Raw genomic sequence first — 16,063 nt, forward strand, 5'->3', positions numbered from 1 at the left:
CGGATTTGAAGCCAGAGCATTTTGTACAAGTTCCAGGAGTACTAAGTGCCATTGCAATGTTGATACGTGATTTCACTCATGAAGGGGATGGTATTTTAATCCAAACACCCGTATACCACCAATTTCGTAGGTTGATTGAATCAGCAGGGAGGCAGGTAATAAATAACCCTTTAAAAATTGAGGGTGACCAGTATGTTATTGATTTCGAAGATTACGAAGAACAGCTGAAAAGTGGAAATATAGCAATGATACTGTTGTGCAATCCACATAATCCAGTTGGTAGGGTATGGACTAAATCGGAATTACAGAAGCTTGTTTCGATTGCAAAAAAGTATAATACAACAATAATTAGTGACGAGGTGCATGGCGATATTATTTTTGACGGCGCGAGATTCACAAGTATTGCATCGTTAGATTATAACAATAGTTTAACAATTATCGGTTCACCCGCAAAAAACTTTGGATTAAATAGTATCTCAAATGGTTACATTTACAGTGATAATCAGATGCTACGAGAAAAAATTAAAGCAACGTCGAGTTCTATGTCGCTAGACCATGCAAATGCAGTAACTATGTATGCCACGATTGCAGCATATCAGCATGGTCAAGAGTGGTTTGATGGATTTTTGAATTATACACAAATAACCCGTAACTGGATTGTTGACTTCATGGCCAAGCAACTTCCCCAAGTTAAAACATTTTCACCACAAGGTACAAATCAAATTTGGTTTGACTTTTCTGGGTTGGGTTTGAAACCAAAACAATTAAAGGCGTTGTTAACTCTAGAAGCTAAGATAGCGTTAACACCTGGCACATGGTTTGGTGAGGAGGATGAAAATTTTTATCGTATGAACTTTGCATCTCCGTTAGAAAAGGTACAAGCTTCGCTTCAATTACTTAAATCTAAAGTGGGTTGAAGAATAGGTGATATTCAAGTGAGGGGGGCTAATTTTTTCATTTGCCTGAAATGGATCTCGACAATGTTGTCGGCTAAGTGGGCCATTGTTGGGCGGTAGGTATGTAGCTCATTTATTCTTTTAATTATAGAGTGATATAATAATGTACATCACAATCTCAGTTTGTGATGTACCCATATGTTATTGGCAGAGCAATGTTTTACGTTGCTCTCGATTCATAAATGTCCAAGCTATAAATCGACTTTGTTTTTGTCCTTGAGCCATTTTTATCACTTTAACCTCAACAGGTTGCAATTTATTTAGTACTTTTTTGAGTGGCTGTAAATTGTCTTTGTTAGAGACTAATGACGTAAACCACACGCATTGCTGTGAAAAAAGCCTACTTTCATTGATCATTGTTTTAATAAATCGCAGTTCACCACCCGTACACCATAGCTCAGGTGCGTGCCCGCCAAAATTAAGTGTTTTTGGAGGGGTCTTTCCTAAGTTTTTCCATTTACGCTGAGTGCCTGCGCTTGCTGCTTTTTCGCTGCTATGGAACGGGGGATTACACATGGAGAAATGCAGCGTTTGATTTGGCATAATGACATTTTTGAAAATAAACTCTGAGTTAGGTTGATGAATGACTTTAATAGGTAATTTGTTTGCTGTACAAATTGTTTGAGCACTTTTCACTGCTTTTAAATTAATATCAGAGCCAATAAATTGCCACTTGTATTGCGCATTTCCAATGAGCGGGTAAATCACATTTGCGCCGGTGCCAATATCAAGCCCATATATTTGACAAAGATTGTCTTGTTTGCAGGTCATGTCACACTCTAACAGGTCAGCAATACCGTGAATGTAATCGGCTCTTCCTGGTACTGGTGGACATAAAAATTCGTCTGCTATATCCCAATACTTAACGCCGTAATGGTGTTGTAGCAGTGCTTTGTTTAGGGTCTTCACTGCAGTTTTATTCGCAAAATCAATGCTGGTTTCCCCTCGGGGTGTCACTATGGTGAACTGGGATAACGCAGGCAGTGTGGTGATCAAAGCTTTAAAGTCATAGCCCTGTTTATGTTGGTTTCTTGAATGCATATAAATTCTAGCTGTGTTTGATTTTTACATTATAGCGAAGTCATAGACATCTCGACTAGCACTGAATTTTCTTTATGTGTTGTTATGCAATTGATGGAAGTGAATTCAACTGGTACGATGAGAAGGGTTGATAATAATAATAATGATGAAATGATGATAAAACAAACCTCTTTATACTGCGAGTTAACAAACCAACAAACACTGCATTTAAGACATATTTATAAAGAAGGCGTAAACGGGCCTTGCATTTTTTTTATGCATGGTGCAGTTGAGAACGGCAAAATCTTTTATTCAGAAAAGAATAAGGGGTTGGCTCCTTACTTAGCAGAGCAAGGGTTTCATTGCTATGTTGCTGACTTAAGAGGGCGAGGTAAAAGCCTGCCTGCAATCTCTAAGACATCGATGTATGGTCAGACAGAAGCGATCTTAGAAGATTTCCCAGCAATGCTTGCGTTTATTGAAAGTCATCATGGCAGTTTTCCTAAATACTGGGTTGCACATTCATGGGGCGGCGTATTAATGAATAGTTATTTTGCACGCTTTCCAGAGGTAATAAATAAGGTCGCATCATGTGTTTATTTTGGGTCAAAGCGGAGTTTATATAACCATCATATTAGTAAATATTTCCAGGCCAATTTATTGTGGTTTGGCCTCGCGCATTTATACACAAAAAAGTATGGCTTTTTACCAGCGAAAAAGTTGAAGTGGGGTAGTGACAATGAAACGCGTAAATCGCATCGACAAAGTGCTCTATGGGCAAAACGAGCCCCATGGGTTGATAGTGATGATGGATTTGATTACGCAAAAGTACTCAAAAATAAAGCGCTTCCACCGGTACTGCATGTAGCAGGTGTTAATGACAAAGCCCTAGCTCAACCGATTGATATTGAAAAATTTATTGATGAGTCGGGTTGCGGCATTCAAAAAATGACGATATACGGGCGAAAATATGGGTATAGTTTTGATTATGGTCATATTGATATGCTTACACATAAGCTCGCCCATCACGATCAATTTAAAGACCTCATATCATGGTTTACTCAGTATTCTGAGCCGGAAGTAGTTGTGACATAAGCTTTTCATAATGACGCCAATTTGACCTTGGGGCTTGGTTTATAGGTTGGCGAACTTGAGACTTACTCAAAGTGTGCACTTTATGTCGAGCTTTATGAAACTCTAAGCACTGAGGTTGAAAATCTTGATACATAAAACTCAAAACTTTCCGTATTTGCATAGTTGGATCGTCTAATAGATCTTCGTAACTTAAGCTATAGATGCTTCGAGGTATCATGGCTTTAAAGTGATGCATGGTGTCGTCGTGGTATTGGGCATATAATTGAAATTCACTGAGAGAACAAAAATAGGGCTCGTTCTCAGCAAAGTGATTGCTAAATACTGACCAAGCAGTGGCATTGAAGCTACGAGTTAGGTGAATGATACGGGCCTCAGGAAACAATTTATAGATTAGCCCTATATTCTGAAAATTCGCAGGGAGCTTGTTTATTACAGTTTGTTCGCCGACACGATGCTTTTTGACTTTATCAATATAGAGTGCGCGGCAGTGGTCCAACACGGAAGTAGTCAAATTTTGTAAACATTCAGGAAAAGCTGATTCTGAGCGATGCATTAAAAAAGGAACTAGTTTATCACTAATAACTGTACTCTCTCCCATACTCCCTATATTGCTATGTTGAATAAGCATCTGCTCTAATAGCGTTGAACCCGTTCTTGGTAGCCCTAGAATAAAGGTGGGTACAAATGTGGTTTTGACTTTGTCATTAGGGGATTCAAAAAAGTCACTGTTACAATGAGCTTTGATGCTGTCAAAAAAGGGTTGCATATATTCGGTGCGAAAATCACAGTATTCTAATTGCGTACTATTTGCCAGCTTAAAGTAATCAAACGCTTGGTTGAAATCACCTAACCTGTGACAACATTTAGCTAGTGCATAATAGACCACCACCTTTAAGCGGTTGTTATCATATTCATTCAGCAATTCATGTAAAGGCGTTAAATAGCCATCAAGATTTGCTTTGGGCGCTATCTGCACGAGTTCATAGAGCATAAAAGCGGTGACTGCGCCTTTTGGGCAGGTGATACCTTTTTCAAATGTACGTCTAGCGTTGTCGATGAAACCATGATCCAAATAAAATTGACCAAGCTGATAATGTGCTTGTGAATTATGCTGTGCGACGGTTAGTGTATATTCAAGCACTGTTTTGGCATCAACAGGTGAACCTGCTTCAATAAATGCGTCAGCAAGGGCAAACAATGGATCGAGCATTTTAGGGAGGTATTCACAAGCCCGTTTTAAATAATAAATCGCGCTATCGTATTCTTCTAAACGCATACAAATCCGGCCCAACCCAAATAAAGCAGGCCCATTCTTTTGGTTCTCTTTCAAGACCGCCTTAAACATAAATTCGGCTTCTCGAAGTTGGTTATCGGCCAATAACTCGTTGGCTCTTTTAAGTAGTAGCATGTATTTTTTATAAACGGATATTCAATAGTTAGATAATAAAAATAAAAAGGCGAAATAGCTATTGCCATTTCGCCTTTGCTGCTGGGTTACAGTAAATTAGAACGTATATGTTGCTTTAACGTAATAGAAGCCACCATTGATCCCGTACGGAGAGGTTTCATAATACTTTCCACCCCAGTTATTATTTGGAATGCCTGTTGCACCCACAAAATCTAACTTTTCAGGTTCTTGGTCAAATAGGTTGTTTGCGCCGACACTGATACTCACTGATTCAGTTGCAAAATAGGTGACTTCAGCATCGATAGTTACAGAAGCATCAGCGATTTTTGCAGTTTGGTCGAAATCAACGTGTACGCCTTGATACTCACCAAAGTAGTTAGCACGTACGAATGAAGACACGGTTTCCCACTGCGAAGACCACGTAAATGATGAGCGGTGTTTAGGTAAGTCTTCTTCTAAGCGTTTTACTTTGAAGTCACCGGTAATTGCAGAAAACTTATCTACCGTAGTCTCATTCCAGTTGTAAGCAAATGCAAATGTTGAGTAACCATCTAATAAATCCATAGAGTAGTTTGCAACAACGTCTACACCCTGCGTCGTGGTATCAAAGTCATTGGTGAAAAAGCTTACTTGGGCTAATCCATCAACATTTGGTACGCCAGCCGCTTTAAGTGCTGTTTTGTCTGCCTGTGTCAGCTCAATCTTTTCTGATTGACTAATACGGTCAGTTACTTCGATGTTGTAGTAATCTACCGTTAAGAATAAATCACCAGATTGGTAAACGGCACCAAACGTATAGCTTTGCGATTCTTCTGGTTGTAGTTCACTACCGCCAAGTTGCACTGCGATAGGGTTTGTCGGTGGCAATAAAGCTGAATCAACTAAAACACCACTGCTTAAGTTGGTTTGTACGTTACTTACATTTGCTTGGCCAACTGTGGGTGCTCTAAAACCAGTACTGATTGAACCTCGCAGAGATAAGTCGTCGGTTGCTTGATATTGTGCAGTTACTTTGTAGTTTGTTGTAGAGCCAAATGAATCGTAATCTTCATAGCGCAGTGCCCAACCCATTAAAAACTCGTTAGTAAAAGGTGTTTCAATATCGATATACGCGCCATAGTTACGACGGGTAAACACACCAGCTGCCGAAGGCTGGAACCCAGGGAAGCCATTTGACCCAATACCAAAACCTTGTTGTGTTAATGGGCCAGGTAAGAATGAGGCTTCATCACCTGAAACGACTTCGAACGACTCTTCATGCCACTCAAGACCAGCAGCAACGTTGACTTCATAGGCTAAATCGAAATCGTAGCCTTTTGAAATATCTGCATTAAAATTCTTTTCTAGTTGAATGTATTTACCTGGGCTGAAATCTTGTGGGCTATCTGGGCCTAAAGATGCATTCACTGTGTTAGTAATAAAATACCGTGATTCATTGCGTCCCACAGAGCCGCTTAAGTCGAAATATGCACCTTCAAAGTAACCTTCATCAATTTCACCTTTTGTACCAACAGTGAAAGAGGTATCTGTTATGTTACCACCAAAAAATGGCGTGAAACCAGCCGGTAATACTTGGTTAAATGCAAAACAATTGGCAGCAGTCAGTGAATCTAACGCAGCTTGATCAGGTAAACCATTGGTGCCAATTTCGACAACCGGGCAGTTTAATTGTTGATCATAGCCGTCAAGTGAGCCAACGAGTATGGTAGGCATTGCGGCATCCCATAACTTTTGTTGTTCAACATCATTAGGATCGCGGCGTGATGGTGTGCCATTTATATTACGTATCACACCTCCGTATACACCTGGGCGAGTTGTTGGGTTACGATAGTAAAATCCACCTCGTACATCTCGTTCAGAGTAGTTACCAAACATATAAAATTGGTCATTATTAGATATGTCTAAACCGACATTAGCAAATAAAGAGATATCATCATTAATTTCAGGTGCACCCCAAACTTGGGCTGGGTCTCGAACGCCTTCTAAGCCTGCCGAAGCAAATGCTGCCGCATCAGGGCGTTGTACGCTGCGACTCGTTGGATCAGCTTCTTTGTACTGGAAACTTAAGTTCGCGAAACCGTCATCAGAAAAGGGTAATCCAACGTTACCTTCGTACGTTGTTGCATCACCGTCTCCTTCGAAGTATTGACCTTTCTTAACTGAGAAACTGCCGCCTTCAGATGCGTCTTTTAATACAAAGTTAATTACACCTGCAATTGCATCAGAACCATATTGTGCAGCTGCACCATCACGCAGAACCTCAACTTGTTTCAGTGCAATACTGGGTATCGTTGAAATATCTGGTCCTTGGGCTCCATCATTGATGCCACCGCCCAAAAATGCAATAACAGATGAACGGTGACGACGTTTACCATTCAATAAAATGAGCGTGCTATCGGCAGGTAAGCCACGTAAGTTCGCCGGACGTACTAAAGAAGCGGCATCACTAATTGGATTTTGGTGAACATTTAGCGATGGCACGGAGCCTTTTAGTAACTCAAGCATATCATCGCCACCACCTTTCGATAGTTCCTCGCCACCGATGATGTCGATTGGAACTGGTGAGTCACCAACCGAACGAGGCGCAGCCCGAGAGCCAACGACGGCAATTTTTTCTATTTTCTTGTCGGTTGCTTCATCCCCCTCCGCAGCGATAGCCGACGTTGACATAATGCCCATTGTGGCAGTTGAAGCGAGCGCGTACGTTAAAGCACGGCTTACCTTATTTAATTGTAATTTCATCCTGTTTCCCCAGTTGTTCTATTGTTGTCATAAGTTAAATAGAGCTCGGTATTATTATTTGAGCTTCTGAATATATACATATCATTAACTTAGGATGCAAATTAAATTTGCATCTTTCCAAACTTAGCAGTGTTTTTAATAAAGGCAAATATTTTGATAAGTTTATGTAATTAAATGAGGTTTTTGGTTGTTTTTTGAACTTTTTATCGAGGGGAATCAGTATTTTTCTAAAGGTTTAGTTAGATTTCTCCAATATTTCACTCTTTTGAACGCTTATTATCCATGCTTTTCGAGCGACACGGTACTCATCCCATACACAAGGACAGCAACTGCCGCCCCCACAGCAATCATCAGAACGTGGCTTGGTTGGTTCTGGAAGGGGTGTATCAATATTTTGATTATTAAGCTCAGACATAATGCGTGCAGTAATTAAGACTAAAATCACATAGTAACATAGGTCTTTCTTTTGCTACACTGTCTTCATTATACATACGTGTTTATAAGTGATAATGCGCCTAATTAGAGTAGTTCATAAGGCTCCGTTGAGAGTTGCAAAAATAACAAAGCGAAAACAACAAGTGCGCTTGAGGCGTACAATGTTGGCTCTTAAAGGTGCTTTAGCTCAAGAAAAGCAAGAGACAAAAGAGATGCTCACAATCTATAAACGCTATACGATGGGGGAAGGAAATAAATCAGACTTAAAGGTGGCGAATAAGCAGCTAGTCGATATTTTGAAAGGGCTTGGTCTTGGTGTGTTTGCTGTTTTACCATTTGCGCCTATTACGATTCCATTGATCGTAAAATTAGGACAATGGGTTGGTGTTGATGTATTACCGAGTTCTTTTTCCGTCAATAACAAGTCAAATCATAACCGTAAATAAGTGATCTCGAACGCGTAACTTGGTATTCTAAATTTAGAATTTACCAGATAGAGAGTATTATGCGCGGATTACTTGTCCACTCTGATCAAGGAACACCCTTACACTTTGTTGAGAAAGCCCAATTAGACAATTGGCTAAACAACCAAACTCAATATGTTGCGAATGTAGTTAATGCATGTCGCAGTCAATCATCATCAGTATTTACCATTACAGATGCGAATAGCAGCGAATTGCAGTTGGTCCTGTGTGTAGTGGATGAACTGGAAAGCATGTGGTTAGCTGGAGATCTTGCTAAGCAATTACCGAAAGGTCAGTATCAAATTCAAGGAGCACATGAGTTTGTAGAGCAACAGGCACTTAGTTTTATTCTCGGTGCTTATCAGTTCTCAGCTTATAAGTCGTTACCTAAAATAGAGGCGTGCTTAGCAGTCAGCGACGCGGCAATATTTAATAAAGTATATCAACAGGCTGAGTCAATTTACTTAGTTCGAGATTTAGTGAATACACCAGCGGCAGATATGATGCCTCAGCATCTTGCTGAGACAATGATTGAATTAGCAGAGCGCTTTGACGGGCAGTTTAACGAACTTATTGGTGACGAGTTACTCGAACATAATTATCCGACTGTGCATATGGTTGGACGTGCAAGTGATAACAAACCACGGTTGCTAAATTTGGTTTGGGGGAATGAGTCGCATGCAAAACTCACCTTGGTCGGCAAAGGCGTTTGTTTTGACTCGGGTGGCTTGGACTTAAAACCAGCTGCTGGTATGCGCAATATGAAAAAAGACATGGGTGGAGCTGCTCATGTTATCGGTTTAGCACAAATGATTATGGCCGCTAATTTACCGGTACGCTTAAGAGTGTTAGTACCAGCGGTTGAAAACGCGGTGTCACGCAATGCATTTAGACCGGGCGATGTTATTAAAACGCGTAAAGGCATTACTGTAGAAATTGATAACACGGACGCTGAAGGGCGTTTGATCTTGTGTGATGCACTTGCAGAAGCGCAAAATGACAAACCTGATTTGTTAATGGATTTTGCGACACTGACGGGCGCGTGCAGAGTTGCGTTAGGTACAGAGTTACCAGGCTTTTTTAGTACCGATCACACTGTAGCAAGTGGACTTGTTGAACAAGGATTACTTAATCAAGATCCCGTTTGGCAGCTGCCATTGTTTGATCAATACAAAGGATTATTTAAAAGTGAAATAGCTGATATTTCTAACTGTGGTTCAACCCCTTTTGGTGGCGCTATCACGGCTGCACTGTACTTAAAAGAGTTTGTTGAACCTGCACAAACACCTTGGGTACATTTTGATGTAATGGCTTGGAATGTTCGTTCATTACCGGGTCGTCCAGCGGGTGGGGAAGGATTAGGCTTACGTGCAACCTTTTCTTATTTAGAAAAACGTTATTCGGCATAATATTGCAAGAGTGTGATGAGCATACATCACACTCTTGCGCTTCTATGTTTTGTGCTCAAGATATAATTCAAAGCTGGAAATATAGTTTTGTTGTCTATGTTTTTGGATCCAAGTAAATAGTCGCCTTAGCCAGTTCTGCTAGGTCAGCCTAACTTAAGTCTGTACATTACCATCAAGGATATATGATTCGAAGAGAGTAGGGACACCAAAGGTTAAAGGGACTATTTGCTTTGTAGAGCGAACAGTTTAAATAAAAATTCCAAGGCTATTGTAAGTAGAGCCTTTACCAATAATGAGTAAATATTGGTAAAGGGTATATCTAACTTTCAGTTATTTCGCTGGGATATTTTCTAATATCGCTTTCATTTGCTGCCAATATAGACCAACGGTATCAATTTTCACCTTTTCGTCAGGTGAATGGGGGAACTTGATAGTTGGACCAAAAGATATCATATCCATTTCGGGATAAGGCTTTTTGAATAACCCACACTCAAGGCCGGCATGGATCACCATGATATGTGGTTTTCTTCTGTAAATACCTTCATACACATCGCGGAAAATATGCAGTATTTTCGAGTCAGGCTCAGGCTTCCAACCAGGATATGCGCCTGAAAATACGATGTTGGCGCCAGCTAACTCAGCCAATGAATTTAGGTGCCCTTCAACGTCAGAGCGACCTGAGTCGATTAAAGAGCGAATTAAGCACAGCACTTCGAATTCGTCGGTACGTGTATTGATCACACCCATGTTAAGTGATGTCTCAACGACCCCAGCAATATCGTCACTCATTCTGATCACGCCATTAGGACATGCATTCATAAGCGCTAAAACTCGCTGCTTAGTTTCGTCGCTCATTGGTAATTCAGTGGAGGATGAAGGTGTGCAGTCGAACGTTAAAGTTGTTTCGATAGAGGCAAGTTCTTGCGAGATAAGTTGTAGGTATTCATCGACGGAAGTTTCAAAAGCAGTAAGTTGAGAGGTCGCGATCGATATTTCAGCATAAGCTTCTCGTGGAATCGCATTTCTTAATGAACCACCTTTAAAGCTAATGAGCTGAAATGGGGTGCTCTGAACATGGTTCTTTAAAAAACGTGAAAGCAACTTATTAGCATTGGCACGACCAGTATGAATATCGACACCTGAGTGGCCTCCTTTGAGTCCTTTTAAAGTGAGTGTAACAATGGTTTGGTGTTCACTAGCCTGTACTTTGTCAATTGGTAAGGTGATCGTAGCATCTACGCCACCGGCACAGCCCATGTAGATTTCACCTTCTTGTTCTGAATCGGTATTTAATAATATTTCGCCTTCTAGATAGCCAGCTTCTAAGCCAAAGGCACCCGTCATACCTGCTTCTTCGTCGATCGTCAGCAGCACTTCAAGAGGGCCATGATTTATGTCATTTGCAGCAAGTACAGCTAGGCAAGATGCCATCCCCATACCATTGTCTGCGCCTAGGGTTGTGCCAGTTGCAGTAACCCATTCTCCATCAACATATGGACGGATCGGGTCTGTTGTGAAGTCATGATCAACATCGTCGTTCTTTTGTGGAACCATATCAATATGTGCTTGTAAAACAACCGGTGTGATATTTTCCATGCCAGATGTAGCTGCTTTTCTGATGAAAACATTACCAGTAGGGTCTCTTCGAACGTCCAGACCTTGCTCATTTGCCCAGTTAATAATGAATTGTGCAAGCGCTTCTTCATATTTTGATGGATGTGGAATAGCGCAAATTTGATCGAAGAACTGCCAAATGGCCTTTGGTTCAAGTTGAGCGATTTCAGTGTGTTGGGTGAACAAGGTTGTCCCCTTAAGTGAGTAAAGTTTTTATTATTTTACCACTGGATTAGGGGACAAAGGAATAACTTTATTGACATGCCTTTACAGCATGCTCTATCAGCTGTAGGCCCGTTTTATCGGTATCAGGCAGTTTGGCGTCACTTACATTAATAGGGGTTGTGCGCTCACCCCACTTAATGTAGCTTGCAGCCCATGTTAAGCCTGCGCCAAATGCCGCAGACATAATATTACTATGTGGCTTTATCAAACCCTGTTCTACAGCTTCACATAATGCAATGGCAATCGTCGCAGCCGAGGTATTACCGTATTTACCGATGTTAACCATGACTTTGTCATCGTTTATATCAAGGCGTTGTTGCATTGCCTGGATAATTCGTAAGTTTGCTTGATGCGGAACCAGAACATCTATATCAGATAAGGTTAATTGAGCTTGATTTAGCACGTCATCACATGCTTCACTCATGCCTTTTACAGCGCGTTTAAAGATTTCACGACCTTCAAAAAGTAATTCAGAAGGGCCTGTTGGATTATATTTATTCATATCGGTACCATAATTTTCGATGTGAAGAATATTGCGATCAGTGCTATCGCATCCGGTTTTAGACCCTAACAGACCGCAAGGTGTTTCGCTTGCTTCAAGCACAACAGCGCCTGCACCATCGCCAAAAAGGACCGCACTATCACGTTTTGCCCAATTGACATACCAAGTCATGCGCTCTGCTGCAACAACGACCGCGCGTTTAATCATACCAGCTTGAATTTGCGCCGTCGCATTTTGTATGGCATACAAAAATCCAGAGCATGCGGCATTGGTATCGCATGCTGCTGCGCCTTGTGCCCCAATGTTTTTTTGTACCAAAGATGCGGTATTAGCAACCATCGTAGATGGTGTGCAAGTGGCCAGTAATACCAGGTCGATATCTGAACCATCGATACCAGCACAGGCTAGCGCATGTTGACTGGCTACCGTTGCCAATTCAGCGGTGCTTACATGACTGACGCGACGTTCTTTAATGCCCGTTCGAGTTGTTATCCACTCGTCATTAGTCTCGACTATCTGACTGATTTCGTCATTAGTAATGGTTGCTGGAGGAATGCATTTCCCCCAGCCCGTAATTTTGGCATAAATCATAATTGTTCTCTATTCTTGTCTGACCAGTCGGGCTAACCCGCATTTATAGCAAACATTGCTTTTCAAAGCCAGTTGATATTGTTAAGCATATAACTGTGAACTAAACTTTCAATACTTTAGTTAAACTGTCCCGCTTATTTGTTATGATGACAAAAATATCTGAGTCTTTACTTGAACATTTGGTTGAACTTGAACGCATCTTATTAGAACCAAGTGTAAGGCAGTCAGTGAATAGGTTAGATCAGCTACTTAGCCCTAATTTTCACGAAATATCAGCCAATGGGTTAATGTTTAATAAAGCGCATATAATGTCTAGGCTACCCAGTGAGAAAGTGCCACAGTTTTATAATCAGTCATTTATAGGTCAAATGTTGAGTGCTGATATAGCGCAGCTCACTTATCACGCAGCATATCGGCACAGTGCTAGAGCACCCCTGCATTATTCGATTAGAATGTCAATATGGAAAAAGGTCGCTGAGCAGTGGCAACTTATTTATCACCAAGGAACTCCTTGCCCAGAGTTTGCACTACAATACGAATAGTGCTTTATTTGATCTAACACATACCATTCATAGACTATCGCTTGTTATTTGTCATGAGTTAGTTAAAGTGACGAGCTTAATTCGTTATCTGGTTTTGCAAATAGGCATGATAGTATTTTCACCTAACTCTTCAATCGGTCGATTACTTTTACTGAGAACAATCGCGATTGCGCTACAACTAATAATGGTGTTAAGCGGGGCTTACTTTTTTAACAAAGAAATTACTTTGCTACCTGCGTTTATTGTCATTGGTATTGAATCTTTATTTCAATTAGTCAGTGTCTATGCCTATCGCAATACCAGTGAAGCGGCACCTACAGGTATGTTATTTCAATTACTGGCTGATCTGTTGTTCTTAACCGTCTTATTATCGCTGTCTGGTGGCGCGAGTAATGCCTTTGTGTCTTTATTACTGTTGCCAATTGTTATTGCGGCCGTCACCGTACCTAAAAACTATGTCGTTATTGTCGCAGGTTTAGCATTAGCAAGTTATGGCTATTTATTTGTAACTATGCCAAGTCATCATTTACATCATATGGACATGCATCAACATTTAACAGGCATGTTGGTCAATTTTGTTTTCAGCGTTATTGTGATTGTTGCAGTCGTAATGGCGTTAGTAAATCAAATTCAAAACAAAGAACATAAACTTGCAAAAGCACGAGAACAACAACTAAAAAGTGAGCAAATTATGGCATTGGGCAGTGCAGCGGCTCAAGCAACACATCAATTGGCAACACCCATCGCAAATTTAAATCTCTTGTTTGAGGAGGTTCAGGAGGATATGCCTGAGCATCCCGCTATTGCAGATATTCAAGTCGCTCTTACGCAATGTAAAACTCAACTAAATAGTTTTAGACGACAGACGGAGAATTTTAAAGAAGGTACTTCTGAGAAAGCTAAATTGGTTTCGGAAGTCTTGGCGGAACTTGTGACGTTAATGGCGCTTCAGTACCCAGAGCAAAAACTTGAATGCTCTGATGAAACTGGTAGATTAATGGTCAGTTCTGACCCGATGTTGATCCCCGCAATACTGAATATTTTGAGCAATGCAGCCCGTGCTAATCAGCATAATGCTCATAGCACCATTGTATTATCGAGTAAAATACAGCAAAGCCGTTGGCAATTGACCATTGTGGACAATGGCAAAGGCATTGATCCGCAAAAACTCAGTGAGTTGGGTCACGAAATTGTACAAAGTGATGATGGAATGGGGATTGCGTTGTTACTTTCTCACGCTACATTTGAACGGTTAAATGGAAGCCTAACAATTGAAAACCATATGAGTTTAGGGGCTCAAACACGCCTCTTACTCCCTGCAAAATTAGCCAAATAATGAAAAAACTAATAATTATTGAAGATGATATCGCCTTTTCAAATACGTTAGCCCGTAGATTAAGTAAATATGGCTTTGAATGTGCAATTGTGAATGAGGAGTGCAAGGTTTTACTTACCTGTGATGAGTTTATGCCTGATTATGTCTTGTTAGATATGAAATTGACAACGCAATCAGGTTTGCATTTTATTGAACCAATTAAAGCACGATTACCGAATTGTAAACTGGTTCTTTTGACTGGGTTTGCCAGTATTGCCACCGCAGTTGAAGCAGTAAAATTGGGGGCCGATGATTATTTGACGAAGCCAGCAGATACACAAGTTATATTACAAGCGTTAACAGGTCAGATCCCCAAAGGAAATACGAACACCGAAGAAGTGATTATGTCGCCAGAGAGGTTGGAGTGGGAACATATTCAGCAGGTCCTCAAAAATAATGAAGGAAATATTTCACATACCGCGCGGCAATTGAATATGCATCGACGTACGTTGCAACGGAAACTACAAAAGAAGCCGGCACCAAGATAAATCAAATTAAAGTGAGAGAATGTTGGGTTGATCACGGTCTGTTTATTAACTAAATTAAAATAATAGTGCGTAAGAGATACGAGACATGGAGATACTTGAACTTAATTATTGGGCGGTATTACTTGCTGCTTTATCTACATTTATGTTGGGTGGGATATGGTATTCATCTTGGCTTTTTGGACAAATGTGGATGGAGGGGTGTGGCTTAACGGAACTAGACCTAAAAAATAGCGACCCCAAACTGATATACGGCGTTGCAATGTGTTTATCACTGGTCGTATCTTTTTCGATGGCACTGCTTCTAGGTAAAGATCCGACATTTTGGAGTGCGGTTGTATTCGGCTTATTGACAGGGCTTGGCTTTGTCACTGCGGCGTTTGGAATTAGCTATATTTTCGAGCAAAGACCACTCAAACTTTTGTTGGTTAATGGCGGCTTTCACACGGTTCAGTTTATACTCAATGCTGTTGTGTTAAGCCTTACTGGATAAAAATTAATGGCAAAACCGAATAAATCAGGACCGACACGAACGGTTGATATCTTTTGTGCAAAATGTAAAGCCACTCTGTTTAAATATCGTAAAGGAGGGAAGGGGGCATTGGTAAAGTGCTTTATTGAGCGAATATCAAAAGACTTTACACATGATCAAGTGCACTGTCCTGAATGTGATACTCTTTTTTCTCGGCAAACTTTGATCCGTGGCACACCCGCATTAAAAATTATTGGGGGTAAAGTGACGTTTAAGTGAAGCGGACAAATGCCCTGTATTTAACATGCTTAAATGGTAGGATTGCTCGGTTTTGTGCTGTTTCAACGATTGAAAATAACCCTTCCCATGGACCGGGCCAGTCAGTTTGGGTGACTTTTATTGCCGATATTATTGTATCGGCTGCACAGATGGAAAAGACATGATCGATTTATTGTTTGATGTTATTGGTATGAGTGGTACTGGGTTAGTAGTTGGCGCATTCTTTATGTTGCAATTAGGGAAAGCAAACCCAGAAAGCCTCACTTATAATCTGATGAACTTATCAGGCGCCATTCTTTTACTTATTAGCTTATGTTACAACTTTAATTTGGCCAGCTTCGTCATTGAGATATTCTGGATTGCGGCGTCTTTGATAGGCTTATATAAGTACTTTAAAGCCAAGCAGTCTACAGCAACAGCTTAAATATCAATAAACTCCGCTAAAAGCT

16 protein-coding genes are annotated in these 16,063 nt (G+C 40.7%); 10 read left to right on the forward strand and 6 right to left on the reverse strand.

Annotated features, from left to right (window positions below):
- Positions 1 to 917 (forward strand): MalY/PatB family protein (locus tag J8L97_RS12250; RefSeq protein WP_211050066.1); only part of this gene is annotated, 917 nt, incomplete at its 5' end.
- Between the two features lie 180 nt (positions 918 to 1,097).
- On the opposite strand, the gene rlmF is transcribed toward J8L97_RS12250, so the two are convergent.
- The gene (rlmF, locus tag J8L97_RS12255; protein WP_211050068.1) at positions 1,098 to 1,997 is read right to left on the reverse strand and encodes a 23S rRNA (adenine(1618)-N(6))-methyltransferase RlmF; all 900 of its coding nucleotides are present in this window, start codon (positions 1,995 to 1,997) and stop codon (positions 1,098 to 1,100) included.
- 150 nt (positions 1,998 to 2,147) lie between these two features.
- Between rlmF and J8L97_RS12260 the strand changes: the two genes are divergently transcribed.
- Positions 2,148 to 3,071 carry an alpha/beta fold hydrolase gene (locus tag J8L97_RS12260; RefSeq protein WP_211050132.1) on the forward strand — a complete coding sequence of 308 codons (924 nt, stop codon included), beginning with the start codon at positions 2,148 to 2,150 and terminating at the stop codon, positions 3,069 to 3,071.
- Here the strand turns inward: J8L97_RS12260 and J8L97_RS12265 are convergent.
- The 3 genes from J8L97_RS12265 to J8L97_RS12275 all read right to left on the reverse strand — a co-directional run bounded on the left by J8L97_RS12265 (position 3,034) and on the right by J8L97_RS12275 (position 7,636).
- Complete coding sequence (locus J8L97_RS12265) at positions 3,034 to 4,479, reverse strand: sulfotransferase (RefSeq protein WP_211050070.1); 1,446 nt, start codon at positions 4,477 to 4,479, stop codon at positions 3,034 to 3,036. The genes J8L97_RS12260 and J8L97_RS12265 overlap by 38 nt on opposite strands.
- A 96-nt stretch (positions 4,480 to 4,575) precedes the next feature.
- A complete protein-coding gene (locus tag J8L97_RS12270; protein ID WP_211050072.1) occupies positions 4,576 to 7,221 on the reverse strand; it encodes a TonB-dependent siderophore receptor in 2,646 nt (881 codons plus the stop codon).
- Positions 7,222 to 7,456: 235 nt separating this feature from the next.
- The gene (locus tag J8L97_RS12275) at positions 7,457 to 7,636 is read right to left on the reverse strand and encodes an oxidoreductase-like domain-containing protein (RefSeq protein WP_211050074.1); all 180 of its coding nucleotides are present in this window, start codon (positions 7,634 to 7,636) and stop codon (positions 7,457 to 7,459) included.
- A 94-nt stretch (positions 7,637 to 7,730) separates the two neighbouring features.
- Here J8L97_RS12275 and J8L97_RS12280 point away from each other — a divergent pair, with 94 nt between their 5' ends.
- Together J8L97_RS12280 and J8L97_RS12285 are read left to right on the forward strand one after the other, a co-directional pair.
- Positions 7,731 to 8,102: a hypothetical protein gene (locus J8L97_RS12280; RefSeq protein WP_192510038.1), complete on the forward strand. Its 372-nt coding sequence runs from the start codon at positions 7,731 to 7,733 to the stop codon at positions 8,100 to 8,102.
- A 59-nt stretch (positions 8,103 to 8,161) separates the two neighbouring features.
- Positions 8,162 to 9,529: a M17 family metallopeptidase gene (locus J8L97_RS12285; RefSeq protein WP_211050076.1), complete on the forward strand. Its 1,368-nt coding sequence runs from the start codon at positions 8,162 to 8,164 to the stop codon at positions 9,527 to 9,529.
- A 330-nt stretch (positions 9,530 to 9,859) separates the two neighbouring features.
- Here the strand turns inward: J8L97_RS12285 and J8L97_RS12290 are convergent, their stop codons facing one another.
- Together J8L97_RS12290 and J8L97_RS12295 are read right to left on the reverse strand one after the other, a co-directional pair.
- Positions 9,860 to 11,329: an aminoacyl-histidine dipeptidase gene (locus J8L97_RS12290; RefSeq protein ID WP_211050078.1), complete on the reverse strand. Its 1,470-nt coding sequence runs from the start codon at positions 11,327 to 11,329 to the stop codon at positions 9,860 to 9,862.
- Between the two features lie 67 nt (positions 11,330 to 11,396).
- A complete protein-coding gene (locus tag J8L97_RS12295; RefSeq protein ID WP_211050080.1) occupies positions 11,397 to 12,461 on the reverse strand; it encodes a ketoacyl-ACP synthase III in 1,065 nt (354 codons plus the stop codon).
- Between the two features lie 143 nt (positions 12,462 to 12,604).
- On the opposite strand from J8L97_RS12295, the gene J8L97_RS12300 reads away from it, so the two are divergent.
- From J8L97_RS12300 to J8L97_RS12325, 6 genes are all read left to right on the forward strand, one after another.
- Positions 12,605 to 13,003: a DUF4440 domain-containing protein gene (locus J8L97_RS12300; RefSeq protein ID WP_211050082.1), complete on the forward strand. Its 399-nt coding sequence runs from the start codon at positions 12,605 to 12,607 to the stop codon at positions 13,001 to 13,003.
- Between the two features lie 106 nt (positions 13,004 to 13,109).
- Complete coding sequence (locus tag J8L97_RS12305) at positions 13,110 to 14,339, forward strand: ATP-binding protein (protein WP_211050084.1); 1,230 nt, start codon at positions 13,110 to 13,112, stop codon at positions 14,337 to 14,339.
- Positions 14,339 to 14,866 (forward strand): response regulator transcription factor, encoded by a 528-nt coding sequence (locus J8L97_RS12310; RefSeq protein WP_211050086.1) that lies wholly within the window; start codon positions 14,339 to 14,341, stop codon positions 14,864 to 14,866. The genes J8L97_RS12305 and J8L97_RS12310 overlap by 1 nt, the downstream gene beginning before the upstream one ends.
- A gap of 85 nt (positions 14,867 to 14,951) precedes the next feature.
- Positions 14,952 to 15,356, forward strand: a complete 405-nt coding sequence (locus tag J8L97_RS12315) for a DUF1761 domain-containing protein (RefSeq protein ID WP_192510045.1) — start codon at positions 14,952 to 14,954, stop codon at positions 15,354 to 15,356.
- A gap of 6 nt (positions 15,357 to 15,362) precedes the next feature.
- A complete protein-coding gene (locus tag J8L97_RS12320; RefSeq protein WP_192510046.1) occupies positions 15,363 to 15,614 on the forward strand; it encodes a hypothetical protein in 252 nt (83 codons plus the stop codon).
- Between the two features lie 160 nt (positions 15,615 to 15,774).
- Entirely contained in the window at positions 15,775 to 16,038 is a 264-nt protein-coding gene (locus J8L97_RS12325; RefSeq protein ID WP_192510047.1) for a CBU_0592 family membrane protein, read from the forward strand.
- Positions 16,039 to 16,063 lie beyond the last annotated feature (25 nt).

The sequence above is a fragment of the Pseudoalteromonas sp. MMG012 genome, assembly GCF_018100875.1.
In the GTDB taxonomy this organism is placed as follows: Bacteria; Pseudomonadota; Gammaproteobacteria; order Enterobacterales; family Alteromonadaceae; genus Pseudoalteromonas; species Pseudoalteromonas aurantia.

Excerpts from the sequence above, each read along its gene's own strand:
- J8L97_RS12310 (WP_211050086.1), top strand. The coding sequence starts at position 14,339 with ATGAAAAAACTAATAATTATTGAAGATGATATCGCCTTTTCAAATACG.
- J8L97_RS12295 (WP_211050080.1), bottom strand. The coding sequence starts at position 12,461 with ATGATTTATGCCAAAATTACGGGCTGGGGGAAATGCATTCCTCCAGCA.
- J8L97_RS12300 (WP_211050082.1), top strand. The coding sequence starts at position 12,605 with ATGATGACAAAAATATCTGAGTCTTTACTTGAACATTTGGTTGAACTT.
- rlmF (WP_211050068.1), bottom strand. The coding sequence starts at position 1,997 with ATGCATTCAAGAAACCAACATAAACAGGGCTATGACTTTAAAGCTTTG.
- J8L97_RS12320 (WP_192510046.1), top strand. The coding sequence starts at position 15,363 with ATGGCAAAACCGAATAAATCAGGACCGACACGAACGGTTGATATCTTT.
- J8L97_RS12280 (WP_192510038.1), top strand. The coding sequence starts at position 7,731 with ATGCGCCTAATTAGAGTAGTTCATAAGGCTCCGTTGAGAGTTGCAAAA.
- J8L97_RS12315 (WP_192510045.1), top strand. The coding sequence starts at position 14,952 with ATGGAGATACTTGAACTTAATTATTGGGCGGTATTACTTGCTGCTTTA.
- J8L97_RS12275 (WP_211050074.1), bottom strand. The coding sequence starts at position 7,636 with ATGTCTGAGCTTAATAATCAAAATATTGATACACCCCTTCCAGAACCA.
- J8L97_RS12325 (WP_192510047.1), top strand. The coding sequence starts at position 15,775 with ATGATCGATTTATTGTTTGATGTTATTGGTATGAGTGGTACTGGGTTA.
- J8L97_RS12270 (WP_211050072.1), bottom strand. The coding sequence starts at position 7,221 with ATGAAATTACAATTAAATAAGGTAAGCCGTGCTTTAACGTACGCGCTC.
- J8L97_RS12305 (WP_211050084.1), top strand. The coding sequence starts at position 13,110 with ATGATAGTATTTTCACCTAACTCTTCAATCGGTCGATTACTTTTACTG.
- J8L97_RS12260 (WP_211050132.1), top strand. The coding sequence starts at position 2,148 with ATGATGATAAAACAAACCTCTTTATACTGCGAGTTAACAAACCAACAA.
- J8L97_RS12285 (WP_211050076.1), top strand. The coding sequence starts at position 8,162 with ATGCGCGGATTACTTGTCCACTCTGATCAAGGAACACCCTTACACTTT.
- J8L97_RS12265 (WP_211050070.1), bottom strand. The coding sequence starts at position 4,479 with ATGCTACTACTTAAAAGAGCCAACGAGTTATTGGCCGATAACCAACTT.